Annotated in this window: 23 protein-coding genes, 1 tRNA gene and 1 pseudogene; 20 read left to right on the forward strand and 5 right to left on the reverse strand. The window is 69.3% G+C overall.

Annotated features, from left to right (window positions below):
• Positions 1-8 precede the first annotated feature (8 nt).
• The 8 genes from nrdR to MKI84_RS01620 all read left to right on the forward strand — a co-directional run bounded on the left by nrdR (position 9) and on the right by MKI84_RS01620 (position 6,524).
• Positions 9-545 carry a transcriptional regulator NrdR gene (gene nrdR, locus MKI84_RS01585; protein WP_241616213.1) on the forward strand — a complete coding sequence of 179 codons (537 nt, stop codon included), beginning with the start codon at positions 9-11 and terminating at the stop codon, positions 543-545.
• A complete protein-coding gene (gene ribD / locus MKI84_RS01590) occupies positions 542-1,654 on the forward strand; it encodes a bifunctional diaminohydroxyphosphoribosylaminopyrimidine deaminase/5-amino-6-(5-phosphoribosylamino)uracil reductase RibD (RefSeq protein WP_241616214.1) in 1,113 nt (370 codons plus the stop codon). Before nrdR ends, ribD begins: the two co-directional genes overlap by 4 nt.
• 3 nt (positions 1,655-1,657) lie before the next feature.
• Positions 1,658-2,248, forward strand: a complete 591-nt coding sequence (locus tag MKI84_RS01595) for a riboflavin synthase (RefSeq protein WP_241616215.1) — start codon at positions 1,658-1,660, stop codon at positions 2,246-2,248.
• Positions 2,249-2,291: 43 nt separating this feature from the next.
• Complete coding sequence (gene ribH, locus MKI84_RS01600) at positions 2,292-2,789, forward strand: 6,7-dimethyl-8-ribityllumazine synthase (RefSeq protein ID WP_241616216.1); 498 nt, start codon at positions 2,292-2,294, stop codon at positions 2,787-2,789.
• Positions 2,786-3,292: a transcription antitermination factor NusB gene (gene nusB / locus MKI84_RS01605; protein WP_241616217.1), complete on the forward strand. Its 507-nt coding sequence runs from the start codon at positions 2,786-2,788 to the stop codon at positions 3,290-3,292. The genes ribH and nusB overlap by 4 nt, the downstream gene beginning before the upstream one ends.
• Before the next feature lie 8 nt (positions 3,293-3,300).
• Complete coding sequence (gene thiL, locus MKI84_RS01610) at positions 3,301-4,311, forward strand: thiamine-phosphate kinase (protein ID WP_241616218.1); 1,011 nt, start codon at positions 3,301-3,303, stop codon at positions 4,309-4,311.
• A 123-nt stretch (positions 4,312-4,434) separates the two neighbouring features.
• Positions 4,435-5,199, forward strand: a complete 765-nt coding sequence (locus MKI84_RS01615; RefSeq protein WP_241616219.1) for an ABC transporter substrate-binding protein — start codon at positions 4,435-4,437, stop codon at positions 5,197-5,199.
• A gap of 83 nt (positions 5,200-5,282) precedes the next feature.
• A complete protein-coding gene (locus MKI84_RS01620) occupies positions 5,283-6,524 on the forward strand; it encodes an NAD(P)/FAD-dependent oxidoreductase (protein WP_241616220.1) in 1,242 nt (413 codons plus the stop codon).
• 33 nt (positions 6,525-6,557) lie between these two features.
• Here MKI84_RS01620 and MKI84_RS01625 read toward each other — a convergent pair whose 3' ends face one another.
• A complete protein-coding gene (locus tag MKI84_RS01625) occupies positions 6,558-7,073 on the reverse strand; it encodes an outer membrane protein assembly factor BamE (protein WP_241616221.1) in 516 nt (171 codons plus the stop codon).
• A gap of 238 nt (positions 7,074-7,311) precedes the next feature.
• Between MKI84_RS01625 and MKI84_RS01630 the strand changes: the two genes are divergently transcribed.
• From MKI84_RS01630 to MKI84_RS01655, 6 genes and pseudogenes are all read left to right on the forward strand, one after another.
• Entirely contained in the window at positions 7,312-7,872 is a 561-nt protein-coding gene (locus MKI84_RS01630) for a ubiquinol-cytochrome C chaperone family protein (protein WP_241616222.1), read from the forward strand.
• Positions 7,869-8,399, forward strand: a complete 531-nt coding sequence (locus tag MKI84_RS01635; protein WP_241616223.1) for a YceD family protein — start codon at positions 7,869-7,871, stop codon at positions 8,397-8,399. Before MKI84_RS01630 ends, MKI84_RS01635 begins: the two co-directional genes overlap by 4 nt.
• 121 nt (positions 8,400-8,520) lie before the next feature.
• Entirely contained in the window at positions 8,521-9,603 is a 1,083-nt protein-coding gene (plsX, locus tag MKI84_RS01640) for a phosphate acyltransferase PlsX (RefSeq protein ID WP_241616224.1), read from the forward strand.
• A complete protein-coding gene (locus tag MKI84_RS01645; protein WP_342593606.1) occupies positions 9,600-10,577 on the forward strand; it encodes a beta-ketoacyl-ACP synthase III in 978 nt (325 codons plus the stop codon). The genes plsX and MKI84_RS01645 overlap by 4 nt, the downstream gene beginning before the upstream one ends.
• A gap of 102 nt (positions 10,578-10,679) precedes the next feature.
• Positions 10,680-10,985 carry an integration host factor subunit alpha gene (locus MKI84_RS01650; RefSeq protein WP_241616225.1) on the forward strand — a complete coding sequence of 102 codons (306 nt, stop codon included), beginning with the start codon at positions 10,680-10,682 and terminating at the stop codon, positions 10,983-10,985.
• Positions 10,986-11,120: 135 nt separating this feature from the next.
• Positions 11,121-11,409, forward strand: a pseudogene (locus tag MKI84_RS01655) (MerR family transcriptional regulator); the annotation flags it as partial.
• Positions 11,410-12,178: 769 nt separating this feature from the next.
• On the opposite strand, the gene MKI84_RS01660 reads toward MKI84_RS01655, so the two are convergent.
• Entirely contained in the window at positions 12,179-12,523 is a 345-nt protein-coding gene (locus tag MKI84_RS01660) for a septal ring lytic transglycosylase RlpA family protein (protein ID WP_241616512.1), read from the reverse strand.
• A gap of 414 nt (positions 12,524-12,937) precedes the next feature.
• Here MKI84_RS01660 and amaB point away from each other — a divergent pair, with 414 nt between their 5' ends.
• Positions 12,938-14,485 (forward strand): L-piperidine-6-carboxylate dehydrogenase, encoded by a 1,548-nt coding sequence (gene amaB, locus MKI84_RS01665; RefSeq protein ID WP_241616226.1) that lies wholly within the window; start codon positions 12,938-12,940, stop codon positions 14,483-14,485.
• Here amaB and MKI84_RS01670 read toward each other — a convergent pair.
• Positions 14,455-15,138 carry a nitroreductase family protein gene (locus MKI84_RS01670; protein ID WP_241616227.1) on the reverse strand — a complete coding sequence of 228 codons (684 nt, stop codon included), beginning with the start codon at positions 15,136-15,138 and terminating at the stop codon, positions 14,455-14,457. The genes amaB and MKI84_RS01670 overlap by 31 nt on opposite strands.
• A gap of 78 nt (positions 15,139-15,216) precedes the next feature.
• Between MKI84_RS01670 and MKI84_RS01675 the strand changes: the two genes are divergently transcribed.
• From MKI84_RS01675 to MKI84_RS01690, 4 genes are all read left to right on the forward strand, one after another.
• Positions 15,217-15,405, forward strand: coding sequence for a hypothetical protein (locus MKI84_RS01675; RefSeq protein ID WP_241616228.1), 189 nt, complete (start codon positions 15,217-15,219; stop codon positions 15,403-15,405).
• A 102-nt stretch (positions 15,406-15,507) separates the two neighbouring features.
• Positions 15,508-16,236 (forward strand): hypothetical protein, encoded by a 729-nt coding sequence (locus tag MKI84_RS01680; RefSeq protein WP_241616229.1) that lies wholly within the window; start codon positions 15,508-15,510, stop codon positions 16,234-16,236.
• 171 nt (positions 16,237-16,407) lie between these two features.
• A tRNA-Pro gene (locus tag MKI84_RS01685) sits at positions 16,408-16,485 on the forward strand.
• Between the two features lie 370 nt (positions 16,486-16,855).
• Positions 16,856-18,196 (forward strand): tyrosine-protein kinase family protein, encoded by a 1,341-nt coding sequence (locus MKI84_RS01690; protein WP_241616230.1) that lies wholly within the window; start codon positions 16,856-16,858, stop codon positions 18,194-18,196.
• 21 nt (positions 18,197-18,217) lie between these two features.
• Here the strand turns inward: MKI84_RS01690 and MKI84_RS01695 are convergent, their stop codons facing one another.
• A complete protein-coding gene (locus MKI84_RS01695) occupies positions 18,218-18,481 on the reverse strand; it encodes a DUF2842 domain-containing protein (RefSeq protein WP_241616231.1) in 264 nt (87 codons plus the stop codon).
• A 175-nt stretch (positions 18,482-18,656) separates the two neighbouring features.
• On the opposite strand from MKI84_RS01695, the gene MKI84_RS01700 reads away from it, so the two are divergent.
• Positions 18,657-19,763, forward strand: a complete 1,107-nt coding sequence (locus MKI84_RS01700) for a COX15/CtaA family protein (RefSeq protein WP_241616232.1) — start codon at positions 18,657-18,659, stop codon at positions 19,761-19,763.
• Here MKI84_RS01700 and MKI84_RS01705 read toward each other — a convergent pair.
• A complete protein-coding gene (locus tag MKI84_RS01705; protein WP_241616233.1) occupies positions 19,756-20,445 on the reverse strand; it encodes a hypothetical protein in 690 nt (229 codons plus the stop codon). The genes MKI84_RS01700 and MKI84_RS01705 overlap by 8 nt on opposite strands.
• Positions 20,446-20,488 lie beyond the last annotated feature (43 nt).

The raw sequence follows: 20,488 nt of genomic DNA on the forward strand, positions 1-20,488 counted from the left end.
GTGAGCTGATGCGCTGTCCCTATTGCGGGAGCCTGGAGACGCAGGTCAAGGATTCCCGTCCCACCGAGGACAGCGCCGCCATACGCCGCCGCCGCATCTGCCCGGATTGCGGCGGCCGCTTCACCACCTTCGAGCGGGTTCAGCTCCGCGAACTGACCGTGCTCAAGCGCTCCGGCCGGCGGGTGCCGTTCGACCGCGACAAGCTCGCCCGCTCCATCGAGGTGGCGCTGAGGAAGCGCCCGGTCGATCCCGAGCGCATCGAGCGGCTGGTCTCCGGCCTGGTGCGCCGGCTGGAAAGCATGGGCGAGAGCGAAATCTCGTCGGAGATGATCGGCGAGCGGGTGATGGAAAGCCTGAAGCAGCTCGACGACGTGGCCTATGTCCGCTTCGCCTCGGTCTATCGCAATTTCCGCGAGGCCAAGGATTTCGAGACCCTGCTCGGCGAGCTCGGTCCGAAGATCGGCGACGAACTGGCCGACGAGGACGGCGAGTTGCTGCGTGCGGTCGCGAAGGCATCGGCCAAGCCGGCCGCGCCGGACGAATGAGCCCCTACGCCCTCGACGAGGCGCTGATGGCCACGGCGCTCGCCATGGGCCGCCGCAACCTCGGCGCGACATGGCCGAACCCGGCCGTGGGCGCGCTGGTGGTGCGGGATACGCCGGACGGCCCCCTCGTGCTTGGCCGCGGCGCCACGGCGCGGGGCGGGCGCCCCCATGCCGAGACGCAGGCGCTGGCCATGGCCGGCGAGGCCGCGCGCGGGGGGACGCTCTATGTCACGCTGGAGCCCTGCTCCCATCACGGCCGCACGCCGCCCTGCGTCGACGCGATCCGCGCGGCGGGCGTCGCGCGCGTGGTGGTGGCGATCGGCGACCCGGATGATCGCGTTGCCGGGCGCGGCTTCAACATTCTGCGCGAGGCGGGCATCACGGTGGATGTCGGTCCCGGCGCGGCGGAGGCGCGGCTCGCCCATGCCGGCCACATACGCCGCGTCACCGAGGGGCGGCCGCATGTCATGCTCAAGCTCGCCGTATCGTCCGATGGCAAGGCCGGGCTGGAAGGGCGCCGCCCGGCGGCGATCACTGGCGAGACTTCCCGCGCCCACGTCCACATGCTGCGCGCGACCCATGATGCGGTGCTGACCGGCATCGGCACGGTGCTCGCGGACGATCCGCTGCTGACCTGCCGCCTGCCGGGCATGGCGGACCGCTCGCCGGTGCGCGTGGTCCTCGATGGCGCGCTGCGCCTGCCGCTGTCCAGCGCCGTGGTGCGCAGCCTCGACATTGCCCCGCTTTGGGTGATTGCGGGGGAGGACGCGCCGGCGGAGCGCGAGGCGGCGCTGAACGCGCTGGGGGTCGAGGTGATGCGCGTCGGGCGTGCGCCCGGCGGCGGGCTCGATCTGGTCGAGGCGCTGCGGCTGCTGGCGGTGCGCGGCATCACCCGGCTGATGGTCGAGGCCGGACCGCGCGTCGCCGCCGCCTTCGTCGCGGCGGATCTGGTCGACGAGGCCGACATCTTCACAGGTCCCGATCCGCTCGGCGCGAATGCCATCGATGCGCTGGAGGGCCTGCCGCTCGCCGCGCTCCATGCCCATCTTGTCGAGGTCGAAACACACACGCACGGGCGCGACCGCCTGCGCGTCATGAGGCGCAGCTAGGTCATGTTCACAGGCATCGTCACCGATATCGGCGAAATCGTCGCCGTCGAGCCGCGCAACGACGTGCGCCGCCTGACCATTTCCACCCGCTACGATACCGCCGGCATCGATCTCGGCGCCTCCATCGCCTGCGCCGGCGTATGCCTCACCGTCGTCGAGATGCAGCCATCGAGCTTTTCCGTGGAAGCCGCGCCGGAGACGCTGGCGATCACCACGGTGAAGGACTGGCAGGCCGGCACCCGCATCAATCTGGAGCGCGCGCTGAAGATCGGCGACGAGCTGGGCGGCCATGTGGTGCAGGGCCATGTCGACGGCCTCGCCACCGTGACCGACCGCGAGGATCTCGGCGAGACCACGCGCTTCACCTTCGAGGCGCCGGCCGCGCTCGCCCCTTTCATCGCGGTGAAGGGCTCGGTGACGCTGGACGGCACGTCGCTCACGGTGAACACGGTGGAGGGGCGGCACTTCTCCTGCCTGCTCATTCCGCATACGCTGGGGCACACCACCTGGGGGCAGGTTCAGGCGGGCGCGCATGTCAATATCGAAGTCGACATGATGGCCCGCTATGCTGCGCGGCTTGCGGAGTTCCGCTGAGGCCTGTACGTCGTCGGCCCGATCCGTTTCATGAGGTGTTTCCATGGCGAGCCCCCGCCCGCCGCGCGCATCCGAAAGCCCTGCCGTCCCGCTCGCGGGCGCGCGGGTGCTGATCGTCGAGGCGCGCTTCTATGACGATATCGCCGACGAGCTGCTCGCCGGCGCCCGTGCCGCCGTGGACGCGGCCGGCGCCAGCGCCGATGTCGTCTCCATGCCGGGCGCGCTGGAAATTCCGACCGCCATCGCCATTGCGGTCGATGCCGCAGCGGTTGCAGGCAGCCCTTACGACGCCGTGGTGGCGCTCGGCTGCGTGGTTCGCGGGGAAACCTACCATTTCGAGATCGTCGCGGGGGAATCCTCGCGCGCGCTGATGGACCTCGCCGTGGCGCGCAAGCTGCCGCTCGGCAACGGCATCCTCACCGTCGAGACTGATGAGCAGGCCTGGGTGCGCGCCCGGGTCGGCGAGGGCAACAAGGGCGGCGGTGCGGCCGAGGCGGCTCTGACGCTGCTGCGCCTCAAGCGGAGCGTGGACGCGAAATGAGCTCCGTGTCGAAACCGGCCAATTCCGAAAAACAGAAGCCCGAGAACCACAAGCCGCTGCGCAAGAGCGCGGCGCGGCTCAATGCGGTGCAGGCGCTCTACCAGATGGACGTCGCCGCCACGCCGGTCACCGAGATCCTCGCCCAGTTCGAGAGCCACTGGATCGGGCAGGAGATCGAGGGCGACGAGATCGCGATGGCCGACCTCACTCTGTTCCGCGACATCGTCGGCGGGGTGGTCCGCGAGCAGCGCACCATCGACCCGGTGCTCGACGCCGCGCTGGTGCGCGGCTGGCCGCTCAAGCGCATCGAGACCGTGCTGCGCGCGGTGCTGCGTGCCGGGGCCTATGAACTCGCCGGCCGGCCCGATGTGCCCGCGCGCGTGGTGATCGCCGAGTATGTCAACGTTGCCGCCGCCTTCCTCGACCGCGACGAGACCGGCATGGTCAATGCCGTGCTGGACGGGCTCGCTCGCGAGCAGCGCGCCGGCGAATTCACCGGCTGAGGCGCACCATGGCGGGTGAGGGCGGTTCCGGCGAGGACGATGTGATCGCCCGGCTGTTCGCGCCGATCGCCACCCATCCCGGCGCGCTCGGCCTGACCGACGATGCCGCCTGCCTGCCGGTGCCGCCCGGCCATGAACTGGTGCTGACCAAGGACGCGCTGGTCGCCGGCGTCCATTTCTTCCCGGACGACCCGCTGGATTCGGTCGCGCGCAAGGCGATGCGGGTCAATCTCTCCGACCTCGCGGCCAAAGGCGCGGCGCCGCTCGGCGTGCTGCTGGCGATCGCGATTCCCGACGGCATGGACGCCGCCGCGCTCGCCGCCTTCGCGCAGGGGCTGGGGGAGGATTGCAGAACCTATGGCGCGCCGCTGCTGGGCGGCGACACGGTGCGCACGCCGGGGCCGCTGACCATTTCCATCACCGCGCTCGGCAGCGTGCCCGCCGGCCGGATGGTGCGCCGCGCCAGCGCCGGGGCAGGGCAGGCCATCGTGGTCTCCGGCACCATCGGCGACGGCGCGCTCGGCCTCGCGCTGCGGCTGGAGCCGGGACGCGTGGGCTTCGCGGCGCTGTCGGAACAGGCGCGCCGGCATCTGGCCGACCGCTACCTGCACCCGCGCCCGCGCCTGGCACTGGCCGGCGCGCTGCGCGCCCATGCCAGCGCGGCGATGGATGTCTCCGACGGGCTGGTCGGCGACCTCGCCAAGATGCTCAGGGCCTCGGGCGTCGCGGGCGAACTCGACCTCGCGCGCCTCCCGTTCAGCGCGGCGGCGCGGGCGGCGATCGCGGCCGAGCCGGCCTTGCTGGAGACCGCGATCACCGGCGGCGACGATTACGAGGTGCTCGCGGTGATGCCTCCCGAGCGGCTCGACGCCTTCCACACGCTCGCCACCGTCGCCGGCATCGGCGTTGCCGTGATCGGGCGCACGCTCGATGCCGGGGATGCGGGCGAGGGGCTCACCGTGCGCGACGCGCAGGGCCTGCCCGTCACGCTCTCGCGCACCAGCTTCAGCCATTTCTGAGCGCCGCCCTGCCTCCCGTACCAAAGACTAGGCAGTACGCCGATTGCCTGCCTTCCGTGCACGGCCTAGCGTGTGCGGATCGAAGGCCGGCCCCACCGGCCCGACACAATCGGGAAATACGCCATGAAAATGTTGAAGATGCTCGCCGCCGCGGCCGTACTGGCCGCCAGTGCCGGCATGGCGCACGCGGAAATCAAGAAGGTCCGCATCGGGACGGAGGGTGCCTATCCGCCCTTCAACGCGGTTGATTCGACCGGCAAGCTGATCGGCTTCGACATCGATATCGCCAATGCGCTCTGCGCGAAGATGAAGGTGGAATGCACCTTCGTGGCGCAGGACTGGGATGGGATCATCCCCGCGCTGCTCGCCAAGAAGTACGACGCCATTGTCGCGTCCATGTCGATCACCGACGAACGCAAGCAGAAGGTGGCCTTCACCGACCCCTATTACCTGACGCCGGGCAATTTCATGGTGCCGAAGGACAGCCCGATCAAGGGCACGACCCCGGCCGACCTGAAGGGCAAGATCGTGGGCGCGCAGTCCTCGACCACCAGCGCCAACTATCTGGAAGACAAGTACAAGGATTCGGAGATCAAGCTCTACCCGACGCAGGACGAGGCCAATGCCGACCTTGCCAACGGGCGGCTCGACGCGATCCTGATCGACAAGTTCGTCGGTTACGAATGGCTTGAGAAGACCGATGCCGGCAAGTGCTGCGTGTTCGTCGGCGCCGACCTGCTCGACGTCAATCCGGACGGCACCGGCATCGCCGTGCGCCAGGACGACAACGAGCTGCGCGAGGCCTTCAACAAGGCGCTCAAGGAGATCGTCGCCGACGGCACCTACAAGAAGATCAACGAGAAGTACTTCCCGTTCCCGATCAACTGACGGAACGTCCCCCCTGCCGGCGCGGCGGAATCGTCTGCCGCGCCGGTCCTGCCGTCTCCACCGCTTCCGGATAACGCTCTCCCATGAAAGCCGATACCCTCGTCCTCGGCGCCGGCATTGTCGGCGTCTCGGTAGCCCTTCATCTCGCCATGCGCGGGCGCTCCGTCGTGCTGGTCGACCGTCGCGGTCCGGGCGAGGAGACCTCCTACGGCAATGCCGGCCTGGTGGAGCGCGCGTCGATCTACCCGGTCGCCTTTCCGCGCAGCATCAGCGCGCTGATCGAGGTCGCGCTGAAGCGCAATCCCGGGGCGAACTATCACTGGAGTGCGCTGCCGGGGCTGGCGCCGTGGATGTATCAATACTGGAAAGCATCCTCGCCGGCGCGCATCCTCGATTACGCCCGCACCATCGAGAAGCTGCTCTCGCGCACCATCGAGGAGCATCATCACCTCGCCGGCCCGGCCGGGGCGCTGCACTATTTTCGCGAGGGCGGCTGGCTGAAGCTCTACCGTACCCCCGCCGGGCTCGACAATGAACGCACCGAGTTTCCGCTCGCCCGCACCTATGGGCTGACGCCGCGCGAACTGAGCGTCGACGAAGCGCTGGCAGTGGAGCCCTCGCTGCGCCCGGTATTCATGGGCGCCGTGCTGTGGTCGGACCCGCATTCGGTCTCAAGCCCCGGCGGGGTGGCGCAGGCCTATGCCGCGCATTTCCAGTCGCTGGGCGGGCGCATCGTGACGGGCGATGCCCGCACGCTGACGCGCGGCGGCGCGGGCTGGAAGGTGACGACCGCCGAGGGCGAGATCGAGGCGCCCGACGCCGTGGTCGCGCTCGGTCCGTGGGCCATGGACGTGCTGGCGCCGCTGGGAGTCCGACTGCCGCTGGCGGTGAAGCGCGGCTATCACATGCATTACCGCGCGGAGGGCGGCGCGGGCCTGAGCCGGCCGGTGCTGGACGAGGAGGGCGGCTATGTCATCACGCCGATGGAGCAGGGCATCCGCCTGACCACCGGCGTGGAATTCGCGCGCCGCGATGCACCCAAGAGCCCGGTTCAGCTCGCTGTCACCGAAAGGCTGGCGCGCGGGCTGTTCCCGCTCGGCGAACGGCTGGAGGCGGAGCCGTGGATGGGCTGCCGTCCCGCGTTCCCGGACATGTTGCCGGTCATCGGGCCGGCGCCGGGGCAGAACGGGCTGTGGCTCGCCATCGGCCACCAGCATCTCGGCTTCACGCTGGGGCCGATCACCGGCCGGTTGCTGGCCGAGATGATGAACGGCCATACGCCGTGCACCGATCCCGCACCGTTCGCCGCGACGCGGTTCGCCTGATCCGGGGCGCGTGACCCGGCGCCGGCGGTGTCGTCAGATGGCGCCGGCGGCGTTGAACACCTGGCCGAGGATGGAGAGTTCCTGGCCGCTGGTCGGGGTGGTACGCGACACGAAGTCGAACACCTTGCCGTCCTGCAGCCCGTAATCGGCGATGCGGGTGACGCGCTTGTCCTTGGGGTCGAAATAGACCGCCATCACGCGCTGCTCGATCACCTCGGGGCGCAGGAACATGACCTTCTTGGTCTTCTGCGAGATGTAGTAGAACACCTCGCCGTCGACGGTCGCCACGGTCGAGGGCGTGCCAAGCACGAGCAGCACCTGCTCCTGGCTGGAGCCGACCGGCACCTGTTCGAGCGCGCCTTCCGTCGGCACGTAGCCGCGCTGCTGCTCGGAGACGAAGCCGGTGGGCGTGCGCGTGAGGCCGAGATTGGCGGTCGGCGTCGCCAGATCGCCATTGGAGCACGCCGCGAGGCCAAGGCCCGCCACGGCGCCAACCGCCAGCCGCCGCGCCGCCGTTCCGGCCTTTTCCATCCTGCCCAACGCTGCCATCCACTCAACTCCCGTCGCCGATGCGTCCGTTCGTCCCGCGAAAAAGCACAGGCCGACCCGATGTTGCAACTGTCGATGCATCACGAGGTGACGGCGCGGCCGTGTCACGCGGCCAGGCCGCGTCACTTGCCGCGTCACTTGCCACGCCACCCGCCGCGCCACTTGCCACCGGGCGCCGCGCGCGCTAACCCGCCTCGCGACACTCGCAATGACAGCGGCAACGAGGCAGGAGCCGGCCATGATTCTGCGCTTCTTCCGCCGGAACGACGGACGCGAGAGCATCCAGCGGCTCTATGGCGCGATCGTGGCGCATTCGCGCGATCCCGGCTTCTATATCGATTTCGAGGTTCCCGACACCATTGAGGGGCGGTTCGAGATGATCGTGCTGCACGCCTTCCTGCTGTTTCACCGGCTGAAGGACGAGGATGAGGGGCGCCGCGAACTGGGGCAGCGCGTGTTCGACGCATTCTGTGCCGATATGGACGCCAATCTGCGCGAAATGGGCGTGGGCGACCTCACGGTCCCCAAGAAGATGAAGCGTGTCGCCGAGTCTTTTTATGGCCGTGTCGGCGTTTATGATGAGGCGCTCGCCACGGCTGACGAGGCGGTGCTGGCGCAGGCGCTGCTACGCAATGTCTACGGCTCGGATGCCGAGCGCGCGCCGCAGGCCACCGCGCTCGCGGCCTGCGTCCGGCAGCGTTCCGCCGCGCTTGCCGCCGTGCCGTTCGAGGTTTTCGCCGGGGGTGAGCTGCCGTTGCCGCCGCTCGGCGCCGCTGACAGGGAGAACACCGCCCCATGACCGACACCTCTCCGCTTTCCCACCCGGTGCTGGTCGCCAGCCTGCCGGATACCGGCTCCACCTTCCGCGTCGAGCCCGATGAGGCGGCCCGCGCGGCGCTGGCCCGCGACTTCGGCATTCCCGCCATTCCCGCGTTGAAGGCGCGGGTCACGCTGATTCCGGGCTCGCGCCGCACCGTGCGGGCGGAGGGCCGCGTGGACGCCGTGGTGCGGCAGGTCTGCGTGGTCACGCTGGAGGAGTTCGACTCGTCCGTGTCCGAAGAGATCGAGGTGACCTTCGCCCCCGAGGACCAGCTCCCGGAAATCCGCCCGGGCGCGGAGATCGACGTCAGCGAGCTGGACCTGCCCGATCCGCTGGTCGACGGCACCGTGGATGTCGGCGCGGTGGTCGCCGAGTTCCTCGCCCTGGCGCTCGATCCCTATCCGCGCAAGCCCGGCGTCGAATTCAAGGTGGTCGAGGAGCTTTCCGACGAGCAGGCCTCGCCCTTCTCCGCACTGTCCAAGTTGCGGGACGGAGACAAGGAATGATCGGTGCTGTTGCCGTGACGGGCCCAGAGGCTATTGTCACGGACGTGCAACTGAGGCATGCCCTCTGCCGCAAGCTGCGTGCCGCGCGGCCTTCCTCCTGCAATGAGATCAGACCGGCTTCATGTCTTCGTCCGTCCGAATAGCGCTCGACGTCATGGGCGGAGATCACGGTGCCGACGTGGTGCTGCCCGGCGCCGAGATCGCCCTCATCCGTCACCCGGATATCCGCTTCCTGCTGTTCGGGGATGCGGCGCTCATCGGCAGGCATCTCGCCGCGCGTCCGAAGCTCGCCGCCGTCAGCGAGGTGTTCGCGACCGAGGTCGTGGTGCAGATGGACGACAAGCCGAGCCAGGCGCTGCGGCGCGGCCGGCGCGTCTCCTCGATGTGGCAGGCGATCGACGCGGTGCGCATGGGCAAGGCCGATTGCGCCGTCTCCGCCGGCAATACCGGGGCGCTGATGGCGATGGCCAAGGTCAACCTGAAGACCATGTCCGGCATTTCCCGACCCGCCATTGCGTGCCTCTGGCCGACCATGCGCGGCGAGAGCGTGGTGCTGGATGTCGGCGCCTCGATCGGCGCCAGCGCCCAGCACCTCATCGACATGGCGGTGATGGGTGCGGCCATGGCGCGCATCGTGTTCGACATCGAGCGGCCCAGTGTCGGCCTGCTCAATATCGGCGTCGAGGAGATCAAGGGCGTCGAGGAAGTGAAGGACGCCGCCGCCGCGCTCCGCGAAGCGGACTATCCCGGCCTCGATTATCGCGGCTTCGTCGAGGGCGACGACATCGGCCAGGGCAAGGTCGACGTGGTGGTGACGGAGGGGTTCTCCGGCAACATCGCGCTGAAGGCCGCCGAGGGCACGGCCAAGCAGGTGGCGGAGTTCCTGCGCGGCGCGATCCAGCGCAGCTTCATGGCCAGGATCGGCTACCTGTTCGCGCGCGGCGCCTTCCATGCGCTTCGCGAGAAGCTGGACCCGCGCAAGTCGAATGGCGGCGTGTTCCTTGGCCTGAACGGCGTGGTGATCAAGAGCCATGGCGGCACGGATGCCGAAGGCTTCGCGTCCGCCGTCGATATCGGTTACGACATGGTGCGTTACGAGCTGCTCTCGCGGATCGCGGCGGGCATTAACGGCCGTCCGCAGGCTTCGGGCTCCGGGGCCGGCGCGGATAGCGGGATTAGCGACGAGTTGCAGGTTATATCGTGAGCATGAATCGATCCGTGGTGCGCGGTGTCGGCGCCTATCTGCCGGCGCACACGCTGACCAATGCCGACCTCGCGCAGATGGTGGACACGTCCGACGACTGGATCGTCCAGCGCACCGGTATCCGTGAGCGGCACATCGCGGCGGAAGGCGAGGTCACGTCCGACCTCGCGCTCAACGCCGCCCGCGCAGCGCTGGCCGATGCCGGGCTGGAGCCGGGCGATATCGACCTGATCGTGCTCGCCACCTCGACGCCCGACAACACCTTCCCCGCGACCGCGGTATCGGTGCAGGCCGGTCTCGGCATCACCCATGGCGCGGCCTTCGACGTGCAGGCGGTGTGCTCCGGCTTCGTGTTCGCGCTGGCGACGGCGGATAATTTCCTCAAGGCCGGCTCCTTCAAGCGGGCGCTGGTGATCGGGGCGGAAACCTTCTCGCGCATTCTCGACTGGTCGGACCGCACCACCTGCGTGCTGTTCGGCGACGGCGCGGGCGCGCTGGTGCTGGAAGCGGTTCCCGCAACCGGCGCGGCCGACGAGCCGGGCGTGATGACCACGCATCTGCGCTCCGACGGGCGCCACAAGAACAAGCTCTATGTCGATGGCGGCGTCTCCTCGACCAAGACCACCGGCTTCCTGCGCATGGAAGGCCGCGAGGTGTTCCGCTATGCGGTCGGCATGATCACCGACGTGATCGAGGACGCCTTCGCCGCCACCGGCGTCACCGCGCAGTCGCTGGACTGGTTCGTGCCGCACCAGGCCAACCGCCGCATCATCGATGCCAGCGCCAACAAGCTCGGCATCGCGGCTGCCAAGGTGGTGGTGACTGTGGACCATCACGGCAACACGTCGGCGGCGTCGATTCCGCTCGCGCTGGCCAGCGCCCATGCCGATAAGCGAATCAAGCGCGGTGATATCGTGCTGCTGGAAGCGATGGGCGGCGGATTTACCTGGGGATCGGCGCTAATCCGCTGGTAGCACGGCGTTTCGGTGCGATGTGCCGTTGACCAGCGCCGGCCACGGCGCCTAGGTTGGCATGACAATTAATGGACTGTTAAGGCGGCGAGGCGGAGACGAGCTATGGCGGGTCGTACCATTACCCGGGCGGACCTTTGCGAGGCGGTGTACCAGCGGGTCGGGCTGTCCCGGACGGAATCGGCCGCGCTGGTCGAGACGGTCCTGTCCGAGATCGCGGATTGCGTCGCGCGGGGCGAGACGGTGAAGCTGTCCTCCTTCGGCTCCTTCGTGGTGCGGCAGAAGGGCGAGCGGGTCGGCCGCAACCCCAAGACCGGCGAGGAGGTGCCGATCGCGCCGCGCCGGGTGATGGTGTTCAAGCCGTCCAACATCCTCAAGCAGCAGATCAACGGCGAAACGCCGGACGCGTGAGTGCCGCCGCCTGCGCGCTCGCGCGGCATCGGCCGGGCGCAGCGGCGAGCGACGGAATAAATCGAATGAGCATCATCGTCGCGGCGGGATCGATCCGATCCGGCCCGATCATGCTCTAGGCAGGAGCAGCCGAGCGTGGAGAAAGGCCCCGACGCCTTCCGCACGATCAGCGAGGTCGCGGACGATCTCGATCTTCCGCAGCATGTGCTGCGTTTCTGGGAATCGCGCTTTCCACAGATCCGCCCGCTGAAGCGTGGCGGCGGGCGACGCTATTACCGGCCCGACGACGTGGAACTGCTGCGCGGCATCCGCCACCTCCTGTACGGGGAGGGCTACACCATCCGTGGCGTGCAGCGCATCCTCAAGGAAGAGGGGCCGCGCTACGTTCAGGCGATCTGGCGCGATGCCGAAGCCGATGCTCTGGCCGCGTCCGGTCAGAGCGATGAGGTCGAGGATTATTCGGTCGATGCCGGACATCCGGCGATCGGCCGCGAGTCGGCGCCCCGTTCGGGCGGGCTCGGGGGATTCTTCAGCCTGCTGCCGTCGCGCCAGCGTGCTCCGCAGCCCGAGCCCGAGCCGGAACCGGAAGAGCCCGCGCCGCGCCGCGCCGGGCGCCGCCGTCCCGAGGCCGAGCCGGAATATCTGGAACTGCCGCTGCTGCCGGACCTCGCGCCCCAGAGCCGCCCCGCGAGGACCGAGCCGCCGCGCATGGAGCCGCCTCATGCCGAGCCGCGCCATGGTGAGGCGCGCCACGAGCCGGCGCGTCGCGACGCGCCACGGCACGAGCCTGTGCGCCCCGAGCCCGCGCGCCCCGAGCCGGTCCGTCCGCGGCCGGAACCGCGTCCGCCAGAGGATATCGGTGGTGAGGGGCGTGCCGGTTTCCCGTTCCGTGCGCTGACGCCGGAACCCGAGCCGGATTACGAGGACGAGGTGGATTATGCGCCGGAGCCGGTGCCGCCGCCGCGTCCGGCCGCCACTGTGGCTCCGGTACCGCTGCGCCCGATACCGGTGCGCCCGGTCGAGGACGCTCTGGCGCGCGAGGACATCCAGCGGCTACAGGCGGCGCTCTACGAATTGCAGGAATGCCGCCGCCTGCTCGACAGCGCCCGCGGCGACGACTGAGCGCGGCAGAGTAAGATCGGGCGAGGCTGCGGCCGGCGCTGTTCCGCGCCGTGCCGCCAGCTCATGAGTGTTCAGTCGACGACCGCCAGCGAGACCTTGGCGACGCCGCGCTTGCGGAAGCCGAGCGTGTCGGCCGCGGCGGTCGAGACATCGATGATGCGCCCGCGCACGAAGGGGCCGCGATCATTGATGCGCAGCACGACCGATTTTCCGTTGGTTTCATTTGTGACCCGCACCTTTGTGCCGAAGGGCAGGGAGCGGTGGGCGGCGGTCATGGCCTGCGCATTGTGCCGCTCGCCATTGGCGGTGCGTCCACCATAGCCGTAATACGACGCCATCCCCGAGGTGGCGAAGTTCTTCTTAGAGTCCGCGAATGCCGCGTGTCCGGTGGTGGCGAAAATGACGCCGGCGGCCATGGCCAGCCGGGTGATCCGCCCCTTTTCCCAAGCCTGCAATACCCTCTTCCTTCTGAAATTGCATCCAGCGAACTGGATGAGAAGGAAATGTGTCGAGGTCTTAGCGATTATGCGGCGGGAATTTGAAATGAGCAAACCAACGATGGCATAACGGATAATATATGCCGCCAGTCGAGTGCGGCTATATTTGCCTCATCGTGCTCAAAGAGATAGGTATTTGCCTGCGGGCCGCAAGGCTTATACACAGAATTGAATAATCAAAACGCATGCGCGTTTTTGCGGCAGTCGTGCAGCAGCGGAAAGCATTCGCGGCCGGCTCTTGCGAGGGCACTAGCCAGAACGGCGCAATGGATTTGCCCGCCCCGCCAGTGCTATGCACCGGGATGTCACAGGGCCGCCGAGGAGTTGCACGCCATGACCACCCAGAGCACCGCCGGCAAGGCGCATGAATCCGTCGCGGCGGAAGTCGCCGGTCTGCTCACGGCGCTCGGCGTGCCCGAAACGCAGTGGAAAGGCGGCGCCCGCGCGGCGCATTCGCCCATCACGGGCGAGCGGGTGGCCAACGTCGCGGACGCCTCCAAGGGCGAGGCCGAAGCGGCGGTCGCCCGTGCGCGCGAGGCCTTCGAGGCGTGGCGCACCGTGCCGGCCCCGCGTCGCGGCGAACTGGTGCGCCTCATCGGCGAGGAACTGCGCGCCCACAAGACCGAGCTCGGCCGGCTGGTGACGCTGGAAGCCGGCAAGATCGTCTCCGAGGGCCTCGGCGAGGTGCAGGAGATGATCGACATTTGCGATTTCGCGGTCGGCCTGTCGCGCCAGCTCTACGGCCTCACCATCGCCTCCGAGCGGCCCGGCCACCGGATGATGGAGACCTGGCACCCGATCGGGCCGGTCGGCATCATCACCGCCTTCAATTTCCCCGTCGCTGTGTGGTCGTGGAACGCGGCGCTCGCGCTGGTCTGCGGGAACAGCGTGATCTGGAAGCCGTCGGAGAAGACCCCGCTTACCGCGCTCGCGGTGCAGGCGCTGTTCGAAAAGGCTGCGCAGGTGTTCGGCGGCGTGCCGGAAGGGCTCTCGCAGGTGCTGGTCGGCGGCGCCGAGATCGGCGCGGTGCTGACCGACGATCCGCGGATTCCCGTCGTCTCGGCGACCGGCTCGACCCGCATGGGCCGCATCGTCGGCGAGCGGGTGGCGCGCCGCTTCGGCCGCTCGATCCTGGAACTCGGCGGCAACAACGCCGCCATCGTCTGCCCCTCGGCCGATCTCGACCTCGCTTTGCGCGGCATCGCCTTCGCCGCCATGGGCACGGCGGGCCAGCGCTGCACCACGCTGCGCCGCCTCATCGTCAATGAGGGCGTCTACGACACGCTGGTGCCGCGCCTCGCCCGCGCCTATGGCTCGGTGACCATCGGCGATCCCCGCGAGGCCGGCACCCTCATCGGTCCGCTGATCGACAAGGCGGCGTTTGACGGCATGCAGGCGGCGCTGGAAGCCGCACGCGCGGCGGGCGCCACCATCCATGGCGGCGCGCGCGTCGAGACCGGCGCGCCGGATGCCTATTATGTCCGCCCCGCGCTGGTGGAGATCGACGAGCAGATCGAGATCGTGCGCCACGAGACCTTCGCGCCCATCCTCTATGTGCTGCGTGCCGGCGGCCTGCCGGAATCGATCAAGCTGCAGAACGACGTGCCGCAGGGCCTGTCCTCCTCCATCTTCACCAACGACCTTCGCGAGGCCGAGGCCTTCGTCTCGGCTGAAGGCTCGGATTGCGGCATCGCCAATGTGAATATCGGGCCTTCGGGCGCGGAGATAGGCGGGGCGTTCGGCGGGGAGAAGGAAACCGGCGGCGGGCGCGAGGCCGGCTCGGATTCGTGGAAGGCCTATATGCGCCGCGCCACCAACACCATCAATTACTCCCGCGCCCTGCCGCTGGCTCAGGGCGTGTCGTTCGACATTGAGGACTGAGCTTCGCCCCAGCGCGTGACCACCTCGTCCAGCGATGGGCGAGGGCGGTCGGGCGCCACCATGCGCGGGCGCCCGACATGGAGGAAGCCGGCGATGCGCTCGCCCGGCCTCGCTCCGACCAGCGCCGCGGCTTGCGGATCGCGGCCCGGCCATTTCAGGAGCCATTGCGTGGCGAACCCCATGGCATTCGCCGCCAGTGTCAGCGCCATCCCCGCCGCGCCGGCGGAAAGCACCTGATTGAATTCCGGCACCTTGGCCGCCGGGTCCGGCCGGCTCACCAGAGCCACGGTGAGCGGCGCGCGGGAGAGGTACAGCGTCCACATATCGGCCTTGGCCGGCGGCAGTTCCGGGTTCTGCGTGGCATAGAGCGCATCCAGCTGTTCGCCGAGCGCGCGCCGGGCCTCGCCCTCGATCACGATGAAGCGCCAAGGCACCAGCCGGCCATGATCGGGCACCCGGGCGGCGAGGGCGAGCAGGCGCGCCAGTTCCTCCGGCGTGGGGCCCGGCCCCGCCAGCGCCCGCAGCGGCACCGAGCGCCGCGTCTCCAGCCGCGCGAGCATCTCCTCGCAGGCCGCAATGTCGAGCGGCGCGGCGCTGTCATCGAGCGCCGGCGGGGCTGCATGGCTGTGCTGGGTGGAACTGTGCTCGTTCATGGCGGCTCTCGGCTGAAGGTCAGGCAACTTTTCGCGGAGCCCCGGGTTGTTGGCAAGGGCAGAGGCCGAGGGGGAACCATGCTGACCATCATCATCCTGATCCTGGTGATTCTGTTGCTCGGCGGCGGTTTCTACGGGCACCGCACCCATGGCCTGCGCGGTGTGCTGGTGGTGCTGGTCATCGCGCTGCTTGTGCTGGCGGTGCTCGGCTTCGTCAGCGACGAATTCGCGGTTGGCCCCGGCGTGGCGCCGATCATGCGCGAGTGATCGGGCTTTCCCCGGCGCCGTGAATCGCCAAAAATGCGATACCGTCATTCGGGTGGCGCCGTCATAGCCGGGCGCCATCACGCGCTTGAGGATCGTAGCATCATGCCGCTCACGCTTTCCGCCCTTCGGTCGCCAGCGTCGCTGCTCTACCGGCGTGGGCGGGCGGCGGCACTCGCCGGACTGCTCGGCCTGCTGGCGGGGAGCGCGCCGGCTGCCGCGTTCGAGTGGCCGGACGGCTATGTGACCCGTCTTCAGGCTCTCGCGCTGATCCAGACCCTGAATGCCGACCTGCTCGCCAACCCCAGCGCGACGCTGACGCTCGACCGCTGGTGCGGCACGCACAAGCTCGCCGAGCCGCCGACCATCATCGCCGACCGGGTGAGCGGGCAGGACAAGGCGCCAACGGAGGAAATCCGCGCCCTGCTCAAGGTCGGCGCGGACGAGCCGGTGCGCTATCGCCGGGTGCGGCTGCGCTGCGGCGAGCATGTGCTTTCCGAGGCGGACAACTGGTACGTTCCCGCGCGGCTGACGCCGGAGATGAACCGTGAGCTGGACACCAGCGACACCTCCTTCGGCCGCGTCGTCCGCCCGCTTGGGTTCCGCCGCACCACACTGGCGGCGACGCTGCTGTGGCATCCTCTGCCGCCGGGCTGGGAGAATGGCGCGCCGCCGCCCGCCACCGGCGACGCGCTGGTGATTCCCGATTTCGTGCTGGAGCACCGCGCGGTGCTGACCCTGCCGGACGGCACGCCGTTCAGCGCTCTCGTCGAGAGCTACCGGCGCGATGTCCTGTCCTTTCCGCCGCCGGCCTTACCGGGGGCGAGCCGGTGAGGGACCCGGCAGGCGGACCCGCACGAGACCGGGCGCACAAGTAAACCGGAGACTTTTCGACCCGGTTTCACCGCCCCGCCGACCGGTAGGCGCGGTTTGAGGTGGATTGATCCCCTCGTCCGGCTTGCGTCGCGGCCGGCAAATGGCTAGAGAGGTCGCGCCTCACGGCGTCGGAGCGTAGCGCAGCCTGGTTAGCGCACTAGTCTGGGGGACTAGGGGTCGGAGGTTCAAATCCTCTCGCTCCGACCATTTCACTCTTCACAATTTGCGACGTTGCAGACCTGACGCCGATGCTCGCGGCGCCGCAGGCTGATGTCGCGTGCCTCCGCCGGCCTTGGTTCGTGCGGGGCGGGGCACGATCGTTCCGCCGGCTTTCCGGCTTTAACGCGACGGAAACCATGTGCCGGCTCTAATCGCCGGCATGTGGAGCGATGGCAACAACAGGTCCGGCGATTCTCCGACCTTCCTGAGGGAAGGCGAGGGCGGCGGTGCCATGTCCGGGCCGCCGGTCATATCCGCGGCCCCCTCGTCCGACACGTCATCGGGGAATTCGCCCGCCGCGCCATCCACCACGTCGTCTCCCGCGGCCTCGTCCACCCGGGCGTCGGTGCTGCGCGCGATGCGCCGGCATTTGATGGCTCCGGTGCTGGTCGGGGCGGTGTGCGCGGCCGTGATGCTCCCCTTCGCCGCGCCGCGCTACGCGGCCGAGGCGCTGCTGAGGGTCGAGGGTCGGCTGAACGAATCGAGCCGAAGCCGGGTGCAGGTGATCGCTTCGCGCGAATTTGCGCGGCAGATTCTCGCCGATGCTGGCCTGACCGCGCGGCTGTCGCCGCCGCAGGAGACGGTGAGGCTGGCCGGGCTGTTCGGCGCGCCGCGGAGCCTGCCGGTCTCGCGCGAGACGCAGGCGCTGCGCGAGATCGAGGCCAATCTCACCGTCGTTCCGCTCGGCGAGGGCCGGGCCGCCATCAGCTATGTCGCGACCGATCCGCGCCTCGCCGCCGATGTCGCCAACGCCTTTGCCGATGGCTATCTCAAATTGCAGCAGACCACGACCGCGTTCAGCATGAACGCGCAGCCCGCCCCAGCCGCGCCGCGCGTGCTGGCGCGGGCCGAGCCGGCGGGACTGCCGCTGCTGCCGCATCCCTGGATGCTGGTCGCGGGGGCGGGGGTGGCCGGCTTCCTGTTGGCCTTCGCGCTGCAGGCGCTGGCGCGCCGCCGCGCCACGGCGCTCACGCTCGAGCCGGTGGATGCCGTCGCCGCGCCGGCTCCGCAGGGCCATGCCCAGCATTTGCCCTGGATCGGCAGCGAGGCCGAGGATGACGGCGCGGAGAGCGAGGCCGAGCCGCGTCGACGCGTCTCGCGCGATGGCGAACTGGCGGACCTGACACGCCTTGTCGAGCTGCGCGGCCCGGCGGCCGGGCTGGTGGTGGTCACCGGCCTTGGCCCCGAGGCGAGCGCGGCCGACTGCGCTCTGGCGCTCGGGCGCTCGCTGGCGGTGGAAAAGCGGGTGGTGATCGTATGCCTCGACGTCGCGGCGCCGCAGCTCGACGGGCTGACGGCCGATCCGCGCGCCGCCGGTCTCACCGACCTGCTGTTCGGCGTCGCCAGCTTCTCCGATGTCATCCATCGCGAGACCGCCTCGCGCTGTCACGTCATTCCGCCGGGCCGCGGCGCCCGCGAGGCGGGCGGGTTGGTGGCGGCGGACCGGCTGGCGCTGATTCTCGGCGCGCTGGAGCGCACCTATGATCATGTCGTGGTGGCGGCGCCGCCGCTGGGCGAGGAAGAGGGAGCCGGCCGCCTCGCCGCGCTCCAGCCGACATTGATCCTGGTGACGCGGCCCGGCGGGCTGGCCACCGACGCGGTTCAGGCCTTCGATCGGCTGGCGTCCTGGGGCTTCGGCGACATTGCCATGATCACTTTTACTCAGACGCCGCCCGCCGGCTTCTCGCAGGCGGCGTGACGGGCGCGGGGGACGTCTGCGCTACAGCGTGTCCGGCCGCCGGTCGAATTTCAGCATCCAGCGAATGAGCAGGCCGGCCGGCACGATCCAGCCGATGCCGAGCACGACATAGGCAATGAACTGCCAGACCGCCGGCATCACCGTGATCCGGCCCTGCGCCAGCGCCATCGCGCCCAGCGCCCAGGAGAGCACCAGAACGATCATCGCGACCGTTCCCACCAGCTTGCGCCAGCGCGGCGGCAGGGCGGCTCGGGTTGCGGCGGGGCGTTTGTCGGTCTCGGGCATGGCGGGTTCCGGCGGGACACAATGCCGCGCGCGGGACAAAACGCCCGTTGCGCGCGGTGAAACTGCTCTATAACCCTCGCCGCGCCGGGGAGGAAGCCGCCAGACGTCGCGGCACCCGGAAAGGATGGCCCGTGCGCGGGGGCAGGGCCGTCGCAATGCTGCAGGGAGCGCAGAGATGGCCCTCGATGTTCCGGCCACCGCGGCCGATGGGGTTTCCGGGCGGGTCTCGCCCGCCGGCGACAGGTTCCGGCCGGTGCGGGCGTGGCTCTACTTCGTTGCCGCGATGGTCATGCTGATGGTGGTTGTCGGCGGCGCGACGCGTCTGACCGAATCCGGCCTGTCCATCGTCGAATGGAAGCCGGTGACCGGCACGCTGCCGCCGCTGAGCGAGGAGGCCTGGCAGGCCGAGTTCCTGAAATATCAGCAGATCCCGCAATATCAGCAGATCAACAAGGGCATGAGCCTCGACGAGTTCCGCACCATCTTCTGGTGGGAATGGGGGCACCGCCTGCTTGGCCGGCTGATCGGCTTCGTGTTCCTGCTGCCGTTTCTCTATTTCCTGTGGCGCGGCCTCGTCACCGGCCCGTTGCGCTGGAAGCTCGCGGGCCTGTTCGTGCTCGGCGGCATGCAGGGGGCGATCGGCTGGTGGATGGTGGCGTCCGGCCTCGTGGGGCGGGTGGATGTCAGCCAGTACCGGCTCGCCGTGCACCTGACGCTGGCCTGCGTGATCCTCGCCGCCACGGTGGCGACGGCCGCCGGGCTGAAGCCGGCGGGGCCGCAGGCTGCGCCGTCGCGCCGGGTGGCACTGGGCGGGAGCGTGTTGCTGGCCCTGATTCTGGTGCAGATCTTCCTGGGTGGCCTGGTCGCCGGGCTCGATGCCGGCCTCACCTACACCACCTGGCCGCTGATGGACGGACATATCATTCCGCCGGCGGCGAACCTGTTCGTGCAGCAGCCGCTGTGGCGGAACTTCTTCGAGAACGTGCTGACCGTGCAGTTCGATCACCGCATGGTGGCCTATGCGCTGTGGGCGCTTGCCCTGCTGCACTGGCTCGACGCGCGGCGCGCGGGCGGGGCGGCGGCGCGGCGGGCGGGGCTGATCTTCGGCCTCGTCACCGCGCAGGCCGCCATCGGCATCATGACGCTGGTGCATCAGGTGCCGATCGACATCGCGCTGGCGCACCAGTTCGGGGCGACCGTGGTTCTGGTCGCGGCGACGGTGCATGTCGTGCGGCTGCGCGAGGCCGCGGGCGGGAGGGTCGCGCAGCCGCAGGCTACTTGACCAGGTTGGCCCGGACATCGGTCAGCGCGGTTGCCCGCCTGCCGCCAAGCGCCCACCAGAAGTCCTTTTGGGAGGTCGCGATCCGCTCCGCTGAAATGGCGATGGTCGTGGTCTGGCCGGTCAGGGGCAATGTATCGCCGGCGACCCTGACGCCCAGCGCATCCGTCGGCACCGAAACGACCGTCGCGCCGTTTCCGGTGCTGACTGTCTGCTGGTCCACGCAGTCGGTAGCGCCAACCGTCGTCAGGAAGCAGACCGGGACCGCAATATTGGCCGCCGCCGGGTCCGCCTTGATGATGGCCAGCACGTTTGGCCTGTCGCCCGGTGTCGGCGACGGAAGGCGGATTTCGGGTGTCGCCTCCTGAGCATGGGCTGTCGAGAACAGCAGGCTGACCGGCTGGGCCGGGACCAGTTGCGGTTGCATACGGGCATCCTGCGCGCCCGTTATGGCGTTGGAGATCAAGGCGGGCGCGGCAATCCCCGCGAAAAGCGCGCCCCTGAGGTTTTGCTCTCCGAGCGCCAGAGCCAGGCCCCCGCCGAGAACGGCATACAGACCCAGGCCGACGAAGAAACCCAGGAGCGGCAATTCGGCGATCGGGTTGGTCACCAGCGTCGACGCGAGCTTCATGACCGACGGCGAAACGCCACCAAAGGCACCGAAAAACAGGATCGGCAAGGACATGGATTCCTCCTGTATTGTGCAGGAGGATAATGCACGCATTGCG

It is taken from the genome of Ancylobacter gelatini (genome assembly GCF_022601675.1).
GTDB lineage: Bacteria > Pseudomonadota > Alphaproteobacteria > Rhizobiales > Xanthobacteraceae > Ancylobacter > Ancylobacter gelatini.

Coding starts and splice junctions, on each gene's coding strand:
- nrdR (WP_241616213.1), top strand. CDS start 9: ATGCGCTGTCCCTATTGCGGGAGCCTGGAGACGCAGGTCAAGGATTCC.
- ribD (WP_241616214.1), top strand. CDS start 542: ATGAGCCCCTACGCCCTCGACGAGGCGCTGATGGCCACGGCGCTCGCC.
- MKI84_RS01595 (WP_241616215.1), top strand. CDS start 1,658: ATGTTCACAGGCATCGTCACCGATATCGGCGAAATCGTCGCCGTCGAG.
- ribH (WP_241616216.1), top strand. CDS start 2,292: ATGGCGAGCCCCCGCCCGCCGCGCGCATCCGAAAGCCCTGCCGTCCCG.
- nusB (WP_241616217.1), top strand. CDS start 2,786: ATGAGCTCCGTGTCGAAACCGGCCAATTCCGAAAAACAGAAGCCCGAG.
- thiL (WP_241616218.1), top strand. CDS start 3,301: ATGGCGGGTGAGGGCGGTTCCGGCGAGGACGATGTGATCGCCCGGCTG.
- MKI84_RS01615 (WP_241616219.1), top strand. CDS start 4,435: ATGAAAATGTTGAAGATGCTCGCCGCCGCGGCCGTACTGGCCGCCAGT.
- MKI84_RS01620 (WP_241616220.1), top strand. CDS start 5,283: ATGAAAGCCGATACCCTCGTCCTCGGCGCCGGCATTGTCGGCGTCTCG.
- MKI84_RS01625 (WP_241616221.1), bottom strand. CDS start 7,073: ATGGCAGCGTTGGGCAGGATGGAAAAGGCCGGAACGGCGGCGCGGCGG.
- MKI84_RS01630 (WP_241616222.1), top strand. CDS start 7,312: ATGATTCTGCGCTTCTTCCGCCGGAACGACGGACGCGAGAGCATCCAG.
- MKI84_RS01635 (WP_241616223.1), top strand. CDS start 7,869: ATGACCGACACCTCTCCGCTTTCCCACCCGGTGCTGGTCGCCAGCCTG.
- plsX (WP_241616224.1), top strand. CDS start 8,521: ATGTCTTCGTCCGTCCGAATAGCGCTCGACGTCATGGGCGGAGATCAC.
- MKI84_RS01650 (WP_241616225.1), top strand. CDS start 10,680: ATGGCGGGTCGTACCATTACCCGGGCGGACCTTTGCGAGGCGGTGTAC.
- MKI84_RS01660 (WP_241616512.1), bottom strand. CDS start 12,523: ATGGCCGCCGGCGTCATTTTCGCCACCACCGGACACGCGGCATTCGCG.
- amaB (WP_241616226.1), top strand. CDS start 12,938: ATGACCACCCAGAGCACCGCCGGCAAGGCGCATGAATCCGTCGCGGCG.
- MKI84_RS01670 (WP_241616227.1), bottom strand. CDS start 15,138: ATGAACGAGCACAGTTCCACCCAGCACAGCCATGCAGCCCCGCCGGCG.
- MKI84_RS01675 (WP_241616228.1), top strand. CDS start 15,217: ATGCTGACCATCATCATCCTGATCCTGGTGATTCTGTTGCTCGGCGGC.
- MKI84_RS01680 (WP_241616229.1), top strand. CDS start 15,508: ATGCCGCTCACGCTTTCCGCCCTTCGGTCGCCAGCGTCGCTGCTCTAC.
- MKI84_RS01690 (WP_241616230.1), top strand. CDS start 16,856: ATGCGCCGGCATTTGATGGCTCCGGTGCTGGTCGGGGCGGTGTGCGCG.
- MKI84_RS01695 (WP_241616231.1), bottom strand. CDS start 18,481: ATGCCCGAGACCGACAAACGCCCCGCCGCAACCCGAGCCGCCCTGCCG.
- MKI84_RS01700 (WP_241616232.1), top strand. CDS start 18,657: ATGGCCCTCGATGTTCCGGCCACCGCGGCCGATGGGGTTTCCGGGCGG.
- MKI84_RS01705 (WP_241616233.1), bottom strand. CDS start 20,445: ATGTCCTTGCCGATCCTGTTTTTCGGTGCCTTTGGTGGCGTTTCGCCG.